Source organism: Paenibacillus xylanilyticus (assembly GCF_009664365.1).
GTDB classification, from domain to species: Bacteria; Bacillota; Bacilli; order Paenibacillales; family Paenibacillaceae; genus Paenibacillus; species Paenibacillus xylanilyticus_A.
This window is the reverse complement of the sequence record NZ_CP044310.1, coordinates 1,978,458-1,998,395: the sequence shown is the minus strand read 5'-3', so window position 1 is coordinate 1,998,395 and position 19,938 is coordinate 1,978,458. Positions and strand designations below refer to the sequence as shown.

The 19,938-nt window shown below is 47.0% G+C and carries 16 protein-coding genes; 4 read left to right on the top strand and 12 right to left on the bottom strand.

Annotated features, from left to right (window positions below):
* The first annotated feature begins 155 nt into the window (after positions 1-155).
* Positions 156-1,022 carry a DUF2161 domain-containing phosphodiesterase gene (locus F4V51_RS09095; RefSeq protein WP_153980629.1) on the top strand — a complete coding sequence of 289 codons (867 nt, stop codon included), beginning with the start codon at positions 156-158 and terminating at the stop codon, positions 1,020-1,022.
* 110 nt (positions 1,023-1,132) lie between these two features.
* Here F4V51_RS09095 and F4V51_RS09090 read toward each other — a convergent pair whose 3' ends face one another.
* The 3 genes from F4V51_RS09090 to F4V51_RS09080 form a co-directional block, all read right to left on the bottom strand.
* Positions 1,133-1,822: an FMN-dependent NADH-azoreductase gene (locus tag F4V51_RS09090; protein ID WP_397332082.1), complete on the bottom strand. Its 690-nt coding sequence runs from the start codon at positions 1,820-1,822 to the stop codon at positions 1,133-1,135.
* A 185-nt stretch (positions 1,823-2,007) separates the two neighbouring features.
* Positions 2,008-3,231, bottom strand: coding sequence for an aminotransferase-like domain-containing protein (locus F4V51_RS09085; RefSeq protein ID WP_153977730.1), 1,224 nt, complete (start codon positions 3,229-3,231; stop codon positions 2,008-2,010).
* Positions 3,232-3,371: 140 nt separating this feature from the next.
* Positions 3,372-4,028, bottom strand: a complete 657-nt coding sequence (locus F4V51_RS09080) for a response regulator transcription factor (RefSeq protein ID WP_153977729.1) — start codon at positions 4,026-4,028, stop codon at positions 3,372-3,374.
* A gap of 428 nt (positions 4,029-4,456) precedes the next feature.
* Between F4V51_RS09080 and F4V51_RS09075 the strand changes: the two genes are divergently transcribed.
* A complete protein-coding gene (locus tag F4V51_RS09075; protein ID WP_095359067.1) occupies positions 4,457-4,867 on the top strand; it encodes a uroporphyrinogen-III C-methyltransferase in 411 nt (136 codons plus the stop codon).
* Positions 4,864-5,928, top strand: coding sequence for a phosphodiester glycosidase family protein (locus F4V51_RS09070; protein ID WP_153977728.1), 1,065 nt, complete (start codon positions 4,864-4,866; stop codon positions 5,926-5,928). The genes F4V51_RS09075 and F4V51_RS09070 overlap by 4 nt, the downstream gene beginning before the upstream one ends.
* A gap of 347 nt (positions 5,929-6,275) precedes the next feature.
* On the opposite strand, the gene F4V51_RS09065 is transcribed toward F4V51_RS09070, so the two are convergent.
* The 7 genes from F4V51_RS09065 to F4V51_RS09035 form a co-directional block, all read right to left on the bottom strand.
* Positions 6,276-7,292, bottom strand: coding sequence for a LacI family DNA-binding transcriptional regulator (locus tag F4V51_RS09065; RefSeq protein WP_153977727.1), 1,017 nt, complete (start codon positions 7,290-7,292; stop codon positions 6,276-6,278).
* Between the two features lie 150 nt (positions 7,293-7,442).
* Complete coding sequence (locus F4V51_RS09060) at positions 7,443-10,814, bottom strand: GH36-type glycosyl hydrolase domain-containing protein (protein ID WP_153977726.1); 3,372 nt, start codon at positions 10,812-10,814, stop codon at positions 7,443-7,445.
* Between the two features lie 122 nt (positions 10,815-10,936).
* A complete protein-coding gene (gene bglX, locus F4V51_RS09055; protein WP_153977725.1) occupies positions 10,937-13,102 on the bottom strand; it encodes a beta-glucosidase BglX in 2,166 nt (721 codons plus the stop codon).
* Positions 13,103-13,183: 81 nt separating this feature from the next.
* The gene (locus tag F4V51_RS09050) at positions 13,184-14,779 is read right to left on the bottom strand and encodes a type 2 periplasmic-binding domain-containing protein (RefSeq protein ID WP_153977724.1); all 1,596 of its coding nucleotides are present in this window, start codon (positions 14,777-14,779) and stop codon (positions 13,184-13,186) included.
* Between the two features lie 54 nt (positions 14,780-14,833).
* Positions 14,834-15,739: a carbohydrate ABC transporter permease gene (locus tag F4V51_RS09045; protein ID WP_153977723.1), complete on the bottom strand. Its 906-nt coding sequence runs from the start codon at positions 15,737-15,739 to the stop codon at positions 14,834-14,836.
* A gap of 18 nt (positions 15,740-15,757) precedes the next feature.
* The gene (locus tag F4V51_RS09040; RefSeq protein ID WP_153977722.1) at positions 15,758-16,717 is read right to left on the bottom strand and encodes an ABC transporter permease; all 960 of its coding nucleotides are present in this window, start codon (positions 16,715-16,717) and stop codon (positions 15,758-15,760) included.
* 11 nt (positions 16,718-16,728) lie between these two features.
* Positions 16,729-17,493 (bottom strand): alpha/beta hydrolase, encoded by a 765-nt coding sequence (locus tag F4V51_RS09035; protein ID WP_153977721.1) that lies wholly within the window; start codon positions 17,491-17,493, stop codon positions 16,729-16,731.
* A 466-nt stretch (positions 17,494-17,959) separates the two neighbouring features.
* Here F4V51_RS09035 and F4V51_RS09030 point away from each other — a divergent pair, with 466 nt between their 5' ends.
* The gene (locus F4V51_RS09030) at positions 17,960-18,889 is read left to right on the top strand and encodes a serine hydrolase domain-containing protein (protein WP_153977720.1); all 930 of its coding nucleotides are present in this window, start codon (positions 17,960-17,962) and stop codon (positions 18,887-18,889) included.
* 89 nt (positions 18,890-18,978) lie between these two features.
* Here F4V51_RS09030 and F4V51_RS09025 read toward each other — a convergent pair whose 3' ends face one another.
* Both F4V51_RS09025 and trmL read right to left on the bottom strand, forming a co-directional pair.
* A complete protein-coding gene (locus F4V51_RS09025; RefSeq protein WP_024629045.1) occupies positions 18,979-19,233 on the bottom strand; it encodes an AbrB/MazE/SpoVT family DNA-binding domain-containing protein in 255 nt (84 codons plus the stop codon).
* A 171-nt stretch (positions 19,234-19,404) separates the two neighbouring features.
* Positions 19,405-19,869, bottom strand: coding sequence for a tRNA (uridine(34)/cytosine(34)/5-carboxymethylaminomethyluridine(34)-2'-O)-methyltransferase TrmL (gene trmL, locus F4V51_RS09020; RefSeq protein ID WP_095288268.1), 465 nt, complete (start codon positions 19,867-19,869; stop codon positions 19,405-19,407).
* Between the last annotated feature and the right edge of the window lie 69 nt (positions 19,870-19,938).

Below are 19,938 nucleotides of genomic sequence, written 5' to 3'. Positions count from 1 at the left end.
CAATTCATAATTCATAATTTCAGCTTTTCCCTGTTCTATCAGACATCTTGTGCCCTCAGAAAAAAATGCACGGTTATGATATAATTAAGGTTCTAAATTCAGGAAACCGGACAACGTCCCGACGTGGACAACTTCTTGGGAAAGGAGGAGGAATGATGGCAGTAAAATACGAGACCGAGTTATATTCGCCACTAAAAGCCTTTTTTGAAAAGCAGGGATTCCTGATCAAAGCTGAAGTCAGACATTGCGACCTCGTCGGAGTCAGATCCGATCAAGACGAGCCCCTTATTGTGGAGATGAAAAAAACCTTCAATCTTTCCCTGCTGCTTCAGGGGATGCAGAGGCTAAAACTTAGTCCATTCGTTTATCTGGCTGTAGAGCGCAATCGGAGCAAACGCGGGGCTGTTAACCAGCGCTGGAGCGAACTCACAGCACTGTGCCACCAGCTTGGGCTTGGCCTGATTACGGTGACGTTCTATAAGACCAAATCACCATTCATTGATGTGCTGTGTGAGCCTGCGGTATTGAACCGCCGTACAACCCGGATTCCTTCCCGTAAAGGTGGGGTAAGACGTCAACGGCTGCTGAGGGAATTCGAAGAACGCAGCGGAGACTATAACACGGGCGGCAGTACCCGCAGGCAGCTGGTAACCGCATACCGGGAGAAGGCGCTGCGTGTCGCCTCTGCCCTGCGAACCCAAGGTGAAGCTTCTCCTGCCGTACTCGCAAGAGAAACCGGAGTCGGATCGGCTGCAGCCATTTTGCAGAAAAATTACTATGGGTGGTTCGAACGATTGTCTCGCGGTAAATACGTACTTACGATCAAAGGGGCACAAGCCCTGATCGAGCATTCTCATATGCTGGAAGACCATGATACGTTGGAGCATGATCTAATGGTGCCAGGGAATCTGGACTTCTCCGAGGATTTTATTGTGGAAGAGCTAGGAAAAATTGCGGAGGCAACTGAGCAGTATCGGGTACTCGAAGACGAAGCTTCTGGCCAATTGTCCAAAAATAAATAAACAGTTAATTAAATCAAGATCAATGTTTCAGCAATCACGATGCATACAAAAGAGCCTGTCATCTCGGAGGAGATGACAGGCTCTTTCTAAATAATTCTATATCATAGCGATTAGAAGCTTGCTGCTACTTCAGTTGCCAATTTCAGGCCAGCATCCACGATCTCTTGGGAACGATCAGGTGAAGCGTTGTGACCTTCAACGATAACGAGCTCAGGGTTTTGGATACCCCAGAAGTTCAGTACGTTTGTTACATATTTTACGGACATTTCAGCAGATGCCATTGGCTCAACGGAGTATACGCCGCCACGTGCATTCAGCAATGCCACTTTTTTGTCGCCAACCAAACCTACAGGGCCTTCAGCTGTGTATTTGAACATTTTGCCAGCTTGGCTCAGGTAGGAAATGTAGTTTACCAGTGGTGCAGGAACAGTGAAGTTCCACAGTGGGAATGCAAATACTACTTTGTCAGCTGCCAGGAATTGATCTTGCAATTGTGCTGCGAGTGCAGCAGCTTGCTGCTCTTCAGCAGTTGCTTCGATACCGTTAGCTGCTTTATATCCACCTGTAATTACAGTGTTACCGTAGTAAGGGATATCTGTATTGTAGAGATCCAACTCAGTGATGGTGTCACCTGGGTGAGATTCTTTGTATGCGCTCAGAAATGCATCGTACAATTTTACGCTGACTGCTTGATCCGCAGGACGGTCGTTTGCTTTTACAAATAGAATGTTGGACATGTTCGTTCCCCCGTTAATTAAAATATATGAGTGTTTCTCCTGAAATCGCGTTGAATACAACATATATAAAGAAAACAACAACTCATTAATACATATTATATATAAAAATGTTAGTGGATGCAATAAGGTAATTACTTTGGGTTATGAACTCTTTTTATTTGTTCAACAAAATTTCATCTATTTACTTAGGAATTGCAGATCTCACTTTCTTTTGAAGAAAGCCCACTCTCGCTCTCTGTATCATGCTGCTAATTGCGAGCAGTGAATTCTGAGATGGCTTCACTGATCAGGTTCATGCCCAGCAGCAGCTCGTCGCGTCCAGGATGACTGAAATTCAATCGAATGTGGCGGTGATCCTGGACACCCGTGGAGCAGAGAGAACCTGGCAGAAAGGACACACCTTTGGAAAGTGCCACTTTGAGCAGTGCTCCGCTATCCAACCCCTCGGGAAGTTGAATCCACAGATACATGCCTCCTTTGGGAATGGTATATTGAACCCCTTTCCATCCAGGCCTTTTGAGCAGCTCAAGCATCAGCTTCAGTCTGATTTTGTACTCCCGGTTTAGCATGGAGAGATGGTCACTCCATTTAAATGGAGACTGGGCGAGCAGCTGATATAATAACCGCTGATTCATTGGACTGGACTGTCCATCTGCAATCCGCTTGACTGAAGCCATGGCTTGTATCAAGGCAGGATGTCCTGCGGCCCAGCCCGTGCGCAGTGCAGGTGCAACCGTTTTGCTGAACGAACCAATATATAGTACATGCCCGCCTTGATCAGCAGTATCTAGCGCAAATAACGAAGGAAACCTGCGATAGAAGTCTGCCGTCTCCAGACCGTCGAAGTGGAGCTCTCCATACGAGTCATCCTCAACAAGCAAAACCCCGTAACGAGAGCACAGATCAAGCACAGCCTCTCTCCGTTCCATGGACCACAGCACGCCCGTCGGATTCGAGAAGCTTGGCGCAGCAAAAAGCAGCTTCGGTCTAAGCTGCTGCATGTGGTGCTCCAATAGATCTGGCAATATGCCGTCTGAATCGCCAAGGACAGGCACAATTTTGGCCCCTTGCATTTCCAAAACTTCAAGACAACCCGGAGAGGTAGGGTGTTCTACCAATACGGAATCCCCTGGCTCCAGCAGCAGACGCATCACCAAATCAATTGCCTGCTGGGTTCCTGTGGTTAATAAAATCTGTTCTGGCACTGTACGTATGTCTTTTCGGATATTCCAGTCGGTGTCCAGCCACTCTCTCAGAGGCCTGTAGCCTCCTGGCTCACCATACTGAAGAGCAGATGGCCCAGAACTGAATACAGATACGGCTGCTTCTTCCAGCAGCTTGAACGGAAATAATTCCTCTGCAGGTAACTCTTCGGCCAGAGAAATGAAATAATCCCGGCCAGACATTTCACGAATATCCCGGAGTGGTGAAGACAACAGCCTGTTTGTACGGGAGGCGAAGAAATATTTCATCGGTCCGTTCCCCTTTCATCAATTCCGAACTGTGCTCGCAGTCCACAACCACTTCAACCTATTCCTGCTGAGCGCCGAATATGACGATTGGACCCGCCTCCTGATTCAAATCCTGCACCTTTATAAATGAAGAACGGTTTTCAGGATAGCGTCTTGGCCTGTCTCGCATATAAGGCATAGCGTTCAATAGCTTGTGCGCGGCTGCTTACATCCAGCTTCACATAGATTTTGCGCAGATAGTTATCAATGGAACGTCGGCTGACGTTAATCTCACTGGCTATTTTATCATAGGTTACGCCCTGAACAATTCTTTCCATGATAAAAGTTTCGGTTTCTGTCAGTTCCACCAGAAATTCTTCTCCTGGAGAGTCAGTCGGCTGAGCCCATTCCGTACTTGTAAGCCAGGAAATTGGAATGGATACGCATCCCTCCCGCAGCCCGGAGATAAGGTGAATCAGCTGGCTAGGGGAAGCCTGCTTCGACAGCATGCCGCTTGCACCAAGACCCATAAGATGACGAAACAACTTCACATTGTCTTCATCGGTCAAAATAATAACATGACTATGCACGGATGCATTCTTCATCTGAGTAATATATGGATCTGCTTGCCCTTCAGGAAGCCGATAGTCCATTAGAATAAGATCGGGTTGATGGATCTTCACCAATTCTAGTCCTTCTGTACCTGTTGAGGTCATTCCCCGTACAAGTAAATCCTGCTGCTCTTCCAATATCAATTTGGTACCCAGCATGCTGGTGGGGTGGATATCTACGATGACCACCTGCCATACTTTTTTCATGATTGTTCCCCCTGGTTATGTATTGGACAAATACTTTTCTACTTTTTTGCCTTGATTCTATCACCATACTTGCGACAGTCCACGTATAGAAGAAGCAAAGTCGAATGATGTCGAAATATGATGAATAAATGGATGAACAGCCATACAACTGCTTTATTTCACAAAAACTGCATCATGACATTGCAATATATATGCCTCACTCATGCAAAATATAGTATAATTTTCCTGCATCTCTAGCTAAAAAGGTCGAAAATCCTGCCCAAAGTTCCTACTTATTGCATCTATAAGAAATTGTATCCTAGGACTTCCATCCGATGCAATCTCTTTTTATCCTATTACTTAAAGAATTTCATTTTTGCGTAATCAATAGTGGCATGATAGAATGAGGATTGGTATTTTTTAAACTATTTATAACCAGGAGTGATGATATGAAACCTTCTGCTCAACCTTCTGACATCCATCACACCCGGAGCGCCAAAGGCAAGGCCGGATCTTCAGTCAAGCTTTTTCTGGTCATGTGGATTGTTCTCATTGCACTGGGAGTTGTGGGAACCTACTACTATAGTAACCATCTTCAGAAGCAGATGCTTAGTCAGATTCAGGCCCATAATCAGCAGCAGATTGCCGCGCTAAAAGCGGACTATGAAAATCAGCTAACAACGATATCGAAGGAAGTAGCCGACCTGCAGGGACAAGTTCAATCCTTCAACGAGCTGCTGACGTTTACTAAGGATAATGCAAGCGACAAAACGGATAACAGCAATAAATTGTACACCCAGCTGAGCGAAGTCAAAAAGCAACTGGAAACCCTCCAGAAAAAGATGGACCTGCTCAAATGATTACACCCGTAAAACAGGTTAATCGTTTTTTTATGCTTGCACTTGCTCCTTTTATTGGATTGATCATCTGTTTGCTGCTGTTTCGCCCCCCGCTTGAACCCGGGGATTTGATTCATTCCGGACTGTCAGAGGAAACGATTACTCCCCAGACCCAGGCTATACGCCAGGAGCTTGCTGGGGCCAAGGAAGCTGCCGTTCAAACTTCTTCTTCTATTAAAAGAACGACAGAGCTGTATAATCGTACGACCAGTACGATGTCTACCATTGTTCAATCGGCGTCGGCACAAGCCGCACGTCCGGAAACGATATACAACCAGCGTATTTCGTCCAAGCTCGGCGTTCCCATTGAACGGGTTAACAGTGACCGGCTTACAATTGAACTCTATCGAGTGAACCCTGGCACATATAAGGGTTACGCAATGAAAGTTAAACTGAAGAACCCTACGGCCATGAAAATGGCCATGAGCAGTGAACCTGGAAAGGCCGAGACAACCATGCAGGCCGTTAAGCGAAATGGCGCAATCGCCGGAATTAATGCAGGCGGATTCGCGGATAGCGGTGGCAAACGATACCCGCTCAGCACAACGGTCATGGACGGTAAATATGTGAACGGCTTCCAAGCCAGTTTCAAGGATCTGTTTTTTGTAGGACTTAACGATACGGGCAAACTGGTAGGCGGCAAATTTTTTGATAAAAACTCCCTGGACCGCCTCAAACCACAGTTCGGTGCAACTTTTGTACCTGTCCTGCTTCAGAATGGCAAGAAAACAGCCATTCCTGCTAAGTGGAAGGTTTCGCCCAAGAGGGCTCCACGTACCGTAATTGGCAATTACAAGGATGATCAGCTGCTTATTATCGTCGTGGATGGATATAACGAAAGCGGAAGCTCTGGTGCGACTCTAGAAGAGCTTCAGGGTCGTCTATACAAACTTGGCGTAGTGGATGCCTACAATCTGGATGGCGGCGGCTCCTCCTCGCTAATCCTGAACAATCGGGTTGTGAACAATCCATCAGACGGCAATCTCAGACCTGTACCTACTCACTTTTTATTTTACAAATGATTCTGTATAGGCATTCCTTTTCTTCCTTTATTGGTTATAATAGAAGAAAGTGCTAAATGTACAGGAGGTGGCAAGTGTATGTCGTTCTCATTGACATTCTGGATTATTGCAATTGTACTTGCTTTGTTCATGACAGGCATTTTCACTGCAGCCTACAACAACGACAAAACCAAGGGCCTTTAATGGCCAAGCCTCTCCTTGTGAGAGGCTTTTTTATTGTGTTCATATACCAAGAGACAAGGCTTAAAAGAATGCTGTAATTCTTCTAAGCCTTGTCTCTCGGGGTACAGCACTGACATCGTTGAAGCTATTTGTGATGATACAACTGACGTAGTCATCCTCTCGCATCAAGAGCTAACCACCCGTTCATGGCGAATAGGCAATGGGATATCTTCTGGAACCTGTCTGCAAACTGAACCACCCTCCACCAATGTAACGTAGATTCGTTCATGATCCACCGGTTCTCCGGCAATAATTTTGATTAACTGCTCCGCTGCAAGGGAACCCCATTTCCTTTTGGAATAGTCAATGGTGACCAGCCTTGGTTGAACATATTTGCTCAGTTCAATGTTGTCAAAACCGATGACATCAATATCCCGGCCAATCTGCAGCTCACTTTCGGCCAAGCGATTACACAGACCAATAGCCATCTCGTCATTGAGACAGAATACCGCAGCCGGTCTCGTATACTCTTGAATAATTAACTCAGCGGCCTGCTCTCCGCCACTTTTCTCAAAGTCTCCTACAATCTCGATCCATTCCACATTTGCTTCCCGCTCGGTTACTTGTCTTACCGCTTTCATCCGTTGTGCCGAGTCAAATGAACCCTCCGGACCAGTTACGACATATATCTTCGTATGTCCCTGCTCGATCAGATGTTCCATCGCCAGTGTAGCTCCTGCCTTGTTATCCAGCAGTACCTGATTGATATTCGGATGATGAAGCTCTCGGTCCAGAACGACAATTTTATGTCCCCGATCGGCATATTGCAGCAGCTCCTCGCTGGCAAACGTATGATCGAGTATAACCGCCCCATCAATCATTCGCTCCGGAAGCATCCGGTGGGACTGTTTGCCACTGCAGACAATCAAGTCATAGCCCTGAGCGTTGCAAACTGTCTTCATTCCACTAAGCAAATCCCCGTATACATCTCCGCTAAAGTCTGTCAGAAATACACCAAGAATTTTGGACTCCCTTTTCTTCAACGTACGAGCGGCAGCGTTCGGAACATAGTTCAGCTCTTTGGCAATGGCCAAAATTTTGGAGCTGGTCTCATCTGTCACTTTATTGCTGCCATTCAGCGCATAAGACACGGTGGAGATTGAAACCCCCGCCTTTTTGGCGATATCCTTGATACTGACCACAATCTTCGCTCCCCTGTTATTTCATCAGGCCCTCCGGGCTGGAGGACCTGACTTCTTGAATAGTTGGTAAACGGACTAACCCTTATCTGATACACTCCGGTTACAGAATCATCTTTCGATCCCTGTTACCCCAGTGTTCTTCTACCATTTTTAGCTGTAAATCTCGATCACGTTACCTTCGGCCAGACCTTGCTCAAGGGTTGTACGCGAAATACGCAGTCCCCCCTGACGATAAGGCTGCTGCAGTCTCGTCGTCTCCAGTTCCTTGCCGTTCAGCAGCACACGTTGTACCGTTTCTCCACCAAGATGATAGACAAAGGTCACATTCTTTCCGTTATATTGGAAATCAAAGTGCAGGCCGTCCAGACTTGCCGGAAGGATGGGATCAATGACGAGATCCTCTTCCTCTTGACGAATGCCCAGTGCGTTCGAGATCAGTTGGTTCATGTAAATCCCTGGTCCGCTGGAATAGATTCTCCAGCCGCCTTTTACCTGAACCTCACCTGTGCGAAGCTTATCGAACTGCTCCTGCGCATCGTAGCGGTTGTTAAATTTACCATCAGAACTGCTGAAGTAAGCATTGCTCTGGCGGAGATCCGCATTAGGCACGACTTGCTGAATACCCACAGGATTGATGATGCCAAGGCCGTTCCATACTTCCTCGGGATTACCAAGTTTCGCCATGGCTTCAATGTAGCGAATATGTGCATGCACATATTGCAGACCAACTTCACGACCGAAGTTGGACGCCTGTTCAGCACGTTTGAAATGAGTGCTTACCCCTCCATCGTATTGGGCTGGGCGGTTCATAAGCCGCACGCCGTCCGGGCAGAACAATTTTTCCTTAATCAAACGATAGTGAGACGCTGCTTGTTCTGGCTCCAGAAGCTCCGCAATCATGCTGCGTGTCATCGGCAGCAGACGGTACTGAATGCCAGTCTCGCTGTCATCCGGATGCAGCATCCGCTTGGCTTGCTCTGGATCTTCCATATATACGAAACCAGGAATAACGTCGGTATCCAGCATATATTTGTTGAAGTCCTTTTTCACCCCTGCAGCCATGCTGCTTAATTCTGCCGCTAGTTCCGGCTTCACAGGCACAAGTGCTCTGGATAGCTGGCTCAGTGTTTGATACGTAAGGGCAACGGTCCAGCTGCTGACCATATACTGTTTCAGTTGGGCATTCGCGGGTTGAAGTGTATCATCCCAGTCTCCATCACCATACGAGGAAAGGAATGTATCGTGCAGGAAGTGGCTGCGGATATATTCGAGCTCTTTCTGCGCATGTTCCAGCACCGATGCTTTCTCTTCACTAAAATGGAAACCATGTTTAACGGTGTAAGGAACCTCTTCATCCAGAATGGAGTAATCCTTGGTTGCAATCAGGTAGTCACTCAGTACTTTAAGCGGCCATACAATGATATCCCCATGGCTCTCTTCCTGCTGAATTTTGAAGTAACGGTCAAACATGAACCATTGCGGCCAGTTGCCGTCATCCTCATACTGGTGCGAATACACCATTTTCAAAATATCGCGGACCTGTTCATATTTTTGCGTAGCCATAAAGTATTCGACCGGCCCCTGACATACATCCCGTGTACCCCAAGCTGCGCCGCCATATTGCTCCAAACCGTGCGGAACGGAGTAATGGACCAGCATATTATGGGTATACCACCATGCAAGCGCATTGACCTTGAACAGCTCTTCTGCATTCGGCTTCCCAGGACGCGACAGATGGAACCCATTCATGACTTTCGCATAAAAGGCACGATAAGCATCGACTTCCTCCTCGAAGCTGCGTGTAGACAACACCACACTCTCTCCTTCAAGCAGGCCTTGAATGGTCATTGTCCATTCAGCCGTACTCCCCAGCTGCAAGGTGAAAATGGATCCGTCACCCGAATTCACACCACTCGCCAGTCGGGTCTCATCGCCAACTTTGACTCCCGCTCCGCTCACAGACATGCGATATTCCAGATTCGGGTATTCCTTGGCGCTGAGGCTGTCCGTATTCGCCTTAATGCGAAGTTCACCGTTCTGTTCGGTGACACGGGCAGGCAATTCATACTCATTCACATTCATGGTGATCTGATTGGTGATCAGGTAGCGATAAGCGATTCCTTTTTCCGATTTCACATGCAAACGTATTTCAGGAGTATCCAGTGTTGTATAGTTCGTGACAATCAGCGTGTCCTGATCCGTTTTGTAATACCAGCGCACATAGTTGAAGCCCATCTCGAAGAGAGACGGCATGGTGAGCAGATGGAAGATTCCGTCCATCTCTACGTAGATCCGCTGACCGGAGGATTTCGCGATATTCAGCGCACTGCGGGCATTGCTCATCATTTTGTTAAAGTTCGTATTGCCCACAACGATGTGTGAGTTAAAAATACCGTACATGTAGGAAGTCGTCGTAATTACATTCTCGCCCAGTTTCACATTGTTTCCGCTCATCAAAATATGACCATGCGGACGCTCCACGCGCATTTCCTTTTCCTTGAGGACGATATGCTCATAAGTGTCTGTGAAAAATGCCAACAGTTCGCCATTGGCACGTTCTTCCTGTTGTCTGGTTGAAGCCGGGAAAAGGGCATTCACTTCGTCATCAGACATAGCCAAAGTACGAAGCGGCTCACCCAGAGTCGGGTTCAAGGAAACTTTAGGCAAAGCGTTGGCAGAGCTAGCTTCAGCAGCTCCGTTCCCTGTACTTTTCGCTTCATATTCGTTCCAGGCTTGCTCCACAACATCCTTATACTCCAGTTCCTTAATGGCTGCCGCATGATTCGCCTGGAACAGGCCATAGAATACAAAGCGGGCTTCGCCATTCAAAACCACAGTTTCTGACTGAAGGGCTGTATATGCAAATTCATATTGATATACTTCATTTGCGAGCGAGGGTTTAAGCAGGCTTTCCGGAATATTCGTTTCCTTGTAGCTTAAGCCAAAGAATTGGAATCCATCGGTTGAATACCCCGTAGCACGAGTTAGAGATCCCTGCTGCACATAAGGAAATACCCCGCCCTGCGGTTGATTTTGCCTGGATGCTACGACATACCCCCATTTGTCATCCTCAAATACGGCATGATCGATATATTGCGAAAGATAGGCTTCATTGCTTCGTACCGCTCCGGGGTCAGCTATGCCAATGTCTTGGCCGTAGATGACATCCACTTTTTCCCCGTGGCCGTTAACCGTTACATCCCAGAACCAGACTCCCCGAGCTGACGGTGCAAAAACAACCTGATAAGTCACACCTTCTGCATTTCCTGCCCACACCAGTCGGTCTCCGTCGTGATGAACCTGGCTCTCGGAATGGATGCCGAGCATTGGGACATAACGAATACTGGATTCGTCATGAAAACGCAAATAGAGATTATTCATGGACCCGTCTACCGGGCTTGTCATTAATTGATTGATCATGGCCTGTCCACTTACTGCCTGGAACAGATCACCGCTCTCCCAGAATGTGAAGTTCAGCTCGCCAGCTTGAATGTTGATTTGCGATCTAGTCATCGTATTCATGTATCTATCCATATCCTCCTATCCTGCCTTCTTCCCCTGCCAAGCAGCATGAAGAAGGCAGTGCAGCTTCACTGCATTTTTATGCTAAAATCCAATCACTCACTTGCCATAACTCGCATTCATTAAACCAACTTGAACGTGCTTTCCAGCGTATCGCGGCTGTTAGGACCGACAAAAATCTGGAATGTGCCTTTGTCACTGCGATAAGACAGATCGGAATGATGATAGCGAAGTTGTTCCTCATTTAACGTAAATGTAGCCGTACCACTCTCGCCAGGCTCAAGTGCGAGTTTCGTATAGCCCTTCAGCTCACGCATTGGACGTACTACCTCACCTGTTACATCACGCACATAGAGCTGAACCGTCTCCACACCTGCGCGCTGTCCGGTATTCGTTACACGAATCTGGATGCTGATCGGTTGATCAGCAGTCATCTCCTGGCTGGACACTTCCAGATCACCATATTCGAATGTGGTATATGACAAGCCATAACCAAATGGAAGCAGTGGATCGTTCGGGCTATCAATGTACTTGGAAACATAACGTTCTTCCGTTTTCTCCGGGTTCAGAGGGCGTCCTGTATTGAAGTGGTTATAATACACCGGGATCTGACCGACGGACTGCGGGAATGACATCGTCAAACGTGCCGATGGATTCACTACGCCTGTGAGAACATCTGCAATTGCTGCTCCGCCTTCACTACCAGGGAACCACGCTTCAAGAACGGCATCAGATTCTTCAAACACACCGTGCAGATCCAAAGGACGACCATTAAAAATCACGCTAGCTATCGGTTTACCTGTCGTCTTCAACTGTTTGATGAGTTCAAGCTGAGCTGCTGGCAGACGAATATCGGTACGCGAACCACCTTCACCGCTCATTTCAGAATCTTCACCCAGAGCCAGAACGATAAGGTCTGCTTTGCTCGCCGTTTCCATGGCTTCAGCGATTTGTTCGGAGGTAATCGTATGAACGCCACTTCCTTGGGCCATGTGAACCTGTCCATGCTGCAGACGGTCCTGCAGTGCCGTTCCCAGCTTGACAGCATCCGCCTTCACGCCTTCACAAGACCACCAGCCGAGAATGTCTTCACTCTGGGCAAAAGGCCCGATCAATGCGATATTCGCTTCCGGCTGAAGCGGAAGTACACTGTTATCATTTTTCAGCAAAACAGCCGATTTGGTTGCCAGCTCGTAGGATACCTGACGATGTTCCTTCGAGAATACAATCTCGCGCTCGCGTTCCGGGTCAGCGGCACGGAGTGGATTGTCGAACAATCCCAGTTTTTCTTTGAGCTGCAGAATACGGAGTACAGCTTCATCGATAAGCTTCTCTTCCACTTCACCGCTCTGGATCAGCTCAGGCAGATGATTAACATAACAAGGGGTCATCATCTCGATATCCACGCCTGCGCGAATGGCACGGTATGCCGCTTCACGATCATCTTCAGCTGCACCATGCGCAATCATCTCGCGGATGGAAGCCCAATCCGAGATCAATACACCATCGAAGCCCCACTCGTCACGTAAAATGTCACGCATCAACTTTTCATTACCGCTTGCTGGGATGCCATCGACTGTATTGAACGAAGCCATCACCATTTCGACACCTGCATCCAGGGCTGCTTTGTATGCTGGCAAATAATACTCACGCAGATTGCGCTCGGACATATCTACCGTGTTATAGTCACGTCCGCCTTCAGCAGCACCATATGCTGCAAAGTGTTTAACGCAAGCAGCGAGACGATCTGGATCATCCTTCAAACTGTCGCCCTGATACCCACGTACAAAAGCCGCCGAAAACAGGCTGTTGAGGTACGGATCTTCGCCTGTCGTTTCCATCACGCGGCCCCATCGTGGGTCACGTACCAGATCCACCATTGGGGAAAATGTTACATGCAAACCGGATACTGCGGATTCGCGTGCAGCAATTTCTGCACTTTTCTCAGCCAAATCCGTATCCCATGAACACCCAATCGCCAGTGGAATCGGGAAAATCGTTTTAAAACCATGCACGACATCCGCCATAAACAACAGCGGAATACCGAGACGGCTTTTTTTCAGATAGGCTTGTTGTACATCAATAATGGCCTGTGCGCCTGACAAGCCCAGGATGGAGCCACTGGCAACGACAGATTGCTCTGTGATCCCCATTTCTTCCATCGGTCCAGTAATCTGGCCTTGGGCATCTGTCCCTTCGTAAAAATTGGCGGTCAATTGAAGAAGCTGCGCCGTTTTCTCCTCCAGCGTCATCTGTTTGACCAGGTCAAGCAACTGCTCATTATTCATATCCGTTATCCTCCACTACATACTGTTGAAATAAAGAACCCGGCTGCGTTCGGGGAGAGACCGCGCACCGGGTTCAGAATGTTACTTCAGATTGTTCAGCTCATCCAGAACTGGTTGAACCAGTGACATTTTGCTGTTCACCCATTCTTTCCAGTTGGCTTCCAGATCGCCACTTTTCAGAATCAGGTTGGCATACTCGTTTTGGTATTCAAATGTAGCCTGGTTTTTCGCTTTGGAATCATACAATTGAACATCCCAATCGTAGGTAGCGAGTGCACCGCCCTCAGTTCCGAGTTTCGCTTTATCTTGGAAGTGTTTAACCGCTCTGTCACGATATTCTTGCTTGATCGCCGGGTTAATCATGCTGAAATCGTCACCCAGCAGGTACAAACCTTCGAAACGGCTTGGATATTTATCTTCCAGCGTAGTACCTTCAGGCAACAGGCTTACCAATTCGTTGTTCTCGCCATATTTCCAGTCTTTGTCTTTGAAGCCCATGTTCAGAAGCAGTTGTCCTTCTTCACTGATGGAGTAGTCCATCAGATCCATGATACGCTCGAATTTCTCATCGCTGATATCCGGGGAGAAGATCGTCGCGGACCAGTAGTTTACTTGCTCCAGGTTACGATACTTGCCATCGTCGCCTACAACGATCGCTGTGTGAACCAGCTCATCGCTATCAACACCGAGGTTTTTCTTCATTTGAGTATCCATATCTTGTCTGTAAGATGCCAGACCGCCAAGGCTTGTCACAGCAGCTACACCGTTAACTCTGAAATTGTCGCTGCCTTCGCTGTTTTTCCAAGTATAGAACTCAGGGTTAAGCAGGCCTTTTTGATAAGCTTCTTGCATCAGTTTCAAACCTGTAAGCGTTTCAGGATCTGCAGGACCCCAGTGATATTTGCCATCTTCACCTTTGTAGAAAGCAGATTCCACACGAGCATGCTCGCTGTTGGCAACAACGATGTTTGTCAATGCATCATCAGCGTTGTAGGACAAAGGAACAAGTTTGTTTCCAACTTTACCTGGATCCTTGTCTTTAACCAGTTGTGCGTACTCCATCAGTTCGGAAGTTGTATAAGCATCTTTCAATTCGAACCCAACGGCTTCTGCCCAGTCTTTACGCAGTGCAATGACACCAATTTGGTTCACCAGCGGATCTGCCGGTTTGTTTTCAAAATATACAGGTCTAGGCAGAATGTACGTACCGCCTTTCAATTCTTCCAGCTTCTCTCCAAGGCCAGTCAGCTTGTAAGCTGCCGCCACGTTAGGCCAGCGCTCTTTCCAGTCATCCGGGAATTTGTAGAGCAAACCTTGGTCGATGTAGTTCATGGCATCGCCGTGAACATAGTTCCAGCTGGCTACGTCAGGAAGGTCACCGGAGTTGATCCACAGACGAAGCTTCTCGCCCCATGAATCCCACTCTACGAAGTTGTAATCCCAAGAGATATTGAATTTGTCCATCCAGTATTTGTGGAACTCATTATCCATTTGGCCATCTTTCAGTTGAATCGTACTTGCTACGGAAATATCCAGCTTATCTTTGTAGTTTCCGTTTTCGTCTTTCTCGTTACTTCCCGAAGCACCTTCGCTTGAACAAGCGGTCACCATCAGCATGACTACACTAAGGGTGATGGCAAAGAGTGATCGTACAGATAGCTTCTTCTTCGTTTTCATGTTTTACCCCCATGGTTTTGTTAGAATTTTTGACTCAAAATCCTATGTGTATAATCAGGTCTTGATAGCCCCTGTTAATACCCCTTTGGCAAAATGCTTTTGCAGCATCGGGAAGAAGCACATAATTGGAACCATTGTGACAAATACGGCTGCCATCTTCATCCCTGTGGAGAATTTGGATGCGGCTCCGGCTGCATCCACGCTGGATGCGTTGGAAGCATTCGTCTGAGATTCGACGATAATGGTCCGCAGTACGTTTTGCAGTGGTAACTGATCCGCCTTTCGCAGGAAGATCATTGCATCATACCAGCTGTTCCAATATGCCACGCCGTAGAACAGCGTGATGGTAGCAATGATTGGTGTAGCCAGCGGAAGAACGACGGAGAACAGTATTCTCCACTCCCCTGCACCATCCAGTCGAGCTGACTCCATTAAGGATTCCGGCAGTGTGTAGAAGTAGTTCATCATCAGGATCATGTTAAATGCACTGAAGCTTCCCGCCAGAATAACGGACCATAGCGATCCCGTCAGATGAAGAGATTTCATGATCAGGTAGAGTGGTACGATACCACCATTGAAGATCATGGTGAACAGCACTAGGAAAAAGATAAATTTCTTAAATGGAAATTTGCTGCGACTTAGTCCATACGCCATGCTCGTAGTCAGGAACATACTGAGAGGCAAGCCAATCACCAGCAGGATCAATGTATTTTTGTACCCCGTCAGGATGCTTCCGTCAGCGAACAGCGCCTTATAGGAATCAAAGGTGAATTCTTTTGGGAACATTAGCATTGGATTGTCCGCATACTCTTTTTGAGTGGCGAACGAGATCATGATGACATTCCAGAACGGAATCAGAATCATCAGGGCAAGCACAAGTAAGATGGCGAAGATAACGTAATCCAGAAGCGTCATTCGTTCTGTACCAATCTTCGATTTTTTGTTAGCTTTCTTGCTCATTACATTTTTCCTCCTTTCTTATCGGAACAATCCATCTCCGCCAAGCAGCTTCGCAAATCTGTCAGCAAGGAGCAGCAAGACCATATTCACGAGGGAACGGAACAAGCTGACCGCAGTCGAGAACGAGAAGTCGGTTGATGATTGGAACGTAATCCGATAAATATACACATCGAGTACTTCCGATACATTTTTGGTTGCGGCATTCGCCAAGTTGAAGATCTGATCGAAACCGGATGACATCAATCCACCGACAGACAGGATAAACATAACGGTGATAGTCGGCAGGATGTTCGGCAGCGTAATGCGGAACATTTGCTGTAACCGTGAAGCTCCATCGATCTGTGCGGATTCGTATTGATCCTGATCGATACCCGAGATCGCAGCGAGGAAGATGATGGCACTCCATCCGCTTGATTTCCAGATATCTGTTAACAGAAGCATCGGTACAAAGTTGGATTCGGAACCCAGGAAGTTAATCGTTGGCAATCCAAGCAATGCTAGCGTGCTATTCACCAATCCGTCATACGCCAGCACATTGATGACAACCCCGGATACGATAATCCATGAAAGGAAGTGAGGGAACGTAAGAATCGTTTGGAACCACTTTTTCCCTCTACGCATCCGCAGTTCGTTCAGTAACAGGGCCAATATAATCGGGAATGGGAATTGAATAATCAGCTTCAAAATGTTGATATACAATGTCCGCCATACCGCGTCAATAAACGTTGGATCCCGGAACACGTATTTGAAGTTCTCAAATCCGCTCCAAGGACTTCCCCAGATCCCCAGGTTCGCCTTGTAATCCTTAAATGCCAGTGACAGGCCGCCCATTGGCAGATAGGCGAATAAGATTAGCCAGACAAGCCCCGGGATAAGCAGGGTGTACGTCATTCTGTGCTTCCAGATTTCACTCCAGAGCGAATTTCCTCTCAGGTTTCCCTTCAGCTTTTTGCTAGGTCCTTCGGCTGCAGGTTTCAATTTGCATCTCCTCACTCTACTTTGGTCTTGTCGTTATACAGAAAATCAAACATGGTTCTCAGGTGCTGCTCCCAAAATCTCCATTCATGAGCTCCCGGAGATTCAACGTACCGGAAATGATAGGCAGTTCCCTGCATGTACTCGGCGAATCTGCGGTTCATTTCGATAAATGGGTCACTTTCACCGCAGCAGCTCAGCACATCCGGCAAAGGTCTGCCCTCTTCCAACAATTTGGCTGACAGCGCGTAAATGTCCTGATCGGGCTTTACCTGTAACCGTTCTCCAAAAACCGCTTTCATTTCCTTGATCATACCTGGTGGCATATTGGGATCATGAAGCCTGGTCTGAATGTCGGTTACTCCGGATAAAGAAACCACTTTGCGATAACGTTCGGGATAAGTCAGCGCACACTTCAGAGCCCCATATCCTCCCATGGACAATCCCGCAATGTAAGTCTTCTGGGGATCCGTGTTCAGGTTGAGCTGACGTCTGCAAAACTCGGGCAGCTCCTGAGTAATGTAATGGAAGTAATTCAGGCCGTACTCCATATCGGTGTAGTAGCTTCGGTTCGCTTCTGGCATAATGACCGTACAGCCATATTGTGCAGCGTACATCTCGATTGTAGTCAATCGCTGCCAGGTACTCGCATTATCGCCTGCCCCATGCAGCAGATATAGCGTACCGCCTGAAGTCTCTCCGGAGTCACTGGACACTACGTGTATGCTTGTGTTCATGCATAACGTAGGCGATCCGGTTTCGATCGTGATGTGTGCCATATGGAACCCCTTTCATCATCAGCTGTTGCCTGTACTTTCTCTACTCTTGCTTTTCCGCTGTGACTTCTTCCCATTCCCCCGTAATCTACTAGGTTATCGAAACGATTTTCTCGAATCGTTTCAAAACATAGCTAACGTTGATTCACATGGACTTAAAAACAGCATTTCTTACTTGGAAGCGATTTCTTCGAATCGTTTCGAATAAATCATAATCCCGATGAGTAAATCCTGTCAATAACCTTTTTACAAATTTCGCGTTATTTTCTCAAAAAACTTCTTATTCAAGTGTAAATTTGCGTCAAAAGGCACTTTATTTGTGATAATATACCCTTTTGGTAACCGTTTGCACATCTTTCATTGACATCACCTTCGGATTGTACTAACATAATTTCTGATTTTGGTTCCAGATTACGGAAACGTTTCACCAGCCCTAAAATGTCGTCTTTTTTAATGAAAGGATGTTATTATGTCCAGCATTGTTCAACGCTTTGTTCAACATATTGAGGCTCAGCAATTAAACGTACTTTCAGTTCGTGTGCTGCAGCATGGAGAAACACGTGGAATGTGGGATCGGACTGAGGATAAGCGGCGCTTACAGCATTCGATCAGTAAGTCGTTTACCTGCATGGCTGTAGGATTGGCACTCGAAGAAGGCATATTTACGCTCGAATCCAAACTGGGAGAATACTTCACATGGCCAACACCAGCGCCGGACCAAACAGCATTCTCTCCTGCGGATCTCACACTGTATGATCTGCTGCGGATGTCTTCAGGGCATGATGTGCCTGTGCTCTGGGCGGAGGAACGGGCCACGCTTGCGGAGAAAGATTGGGCTAAATATTACATGTCACTTCCAATCGACAGAGTCCCTGGCGAGGCATTTACATACAGCAGTGCCGATACTTTTATGATCTCGGCAATGTTTCAGGCAGCCTCGGGCCAGACCGTAAAAGATTATCTGATTCCCAGACTGTTTGATCCGCTGGAGATTTATAACGTCGAATGGGAAACCTCTCCACTGGGCATTACATTAGGCTGTGCGGGCTTAAAGCTTACAAATGAGGAATTAGGCCGGTTCGGACAGTTCTTGCTTCAGAAGGGCTATTGGAACGGCAGTCAGCTGGTTCCTGCGGAATGGATAGACCAAGCAACAACTCGCCAGATAACAACGCCGGGTGAAGGGGATTGGGGACAAGGATACGGATATCAATTTTGGCTATGTTCTCATAATGCATACCGTGCTGATGGCGCTTATGGTCAACTATGCGTGGTCCTGCCCGAACTGGACGCTGTAGTTGCCGTTAGTAGTGACGAATTGAACATGCAGGGGATTTTGGACCTGATCTGGTCTGATATCCTTCCCCATCTTGAAAGTAACCATCAAGCAACTCCATAGCATAATAAATTATTGTAGTTTTTCAAAACTTTTTGAAAAAACAAAAGAAGTATCATGCCTTTATCGGTCATGATACTTCTTTATTTTACTTACCCGTGCTGTGGAAGCTGGGTCATTTCATCTAGACATTGTGCGCATATGTAACGCTCTTTGAACTCATTGACTTCTTCCATTGATCCGCAGAAAATACATTTTGGACGGTATCTCTCCAGAATGATATGGTCCCCTTGTACTAAGATCTCTACAGGATCTCCCTCATTCATTTGATACCTTTTACGCAAAGATTTAGGCAATACGATCCTACCCAATTGGTCAACTTTGCGAACTACTCCAGCTGGCTTCATAGCTACGGCACACCTCTCCTATCTTACTCTAAATTTCTAGGTACAATTGTACTATGTTTAAAGATTCGCCAAGATTTTGTCGAATCCTGCTGGAAATAAACATTTTTTGTCCTTTTTTTTGAAAAATGTTTTTTTAGCGAATTCTAACAAGCACCTGAACGCGAATTTGGATCAATCCAAGCCCGGGAAATTCAATTGTCGCAATGCTTCATATACGATAATTGCCGCCGAATTGGACAAGTTTAATGAACGTACATCACCTGTCATGGGCATTCTCATGCAAGTTTCCGGATTGGCAGCAATTAATTCAGGAGGTAGTCCTTTGGTCTCTTTGCCAAAAACCAAAAAATCTTCATCCTGGAACGTAAAATCGCTATAGTTGTTCTTCGCCTTCGTGGTTGCGTAGAAAAAGCGACCCTCCGGATACTTTTCCTGAACCTCTGCGAATGAATCATGATATTCAATGTGAACTGCATGCCAGTAATCCAGACCAGCCCGCTTCAAGGTAGCATCATCCGTCCGAAACCCGAGTGGGCGAACCAGGTGCAGATGGGTTCCCGTAGCCGCGCAGGTGCGAGAAATATTGCCGGTATTCGCGGGAATCTCCGGTTCAACCAGAACGATATGCAAAGCCATATGTGTTCAATCTCCTTTAAGTTCATGTTTCTGTTGCAATCCTCTAATTCTAAAGAAAAGCCTCCCACA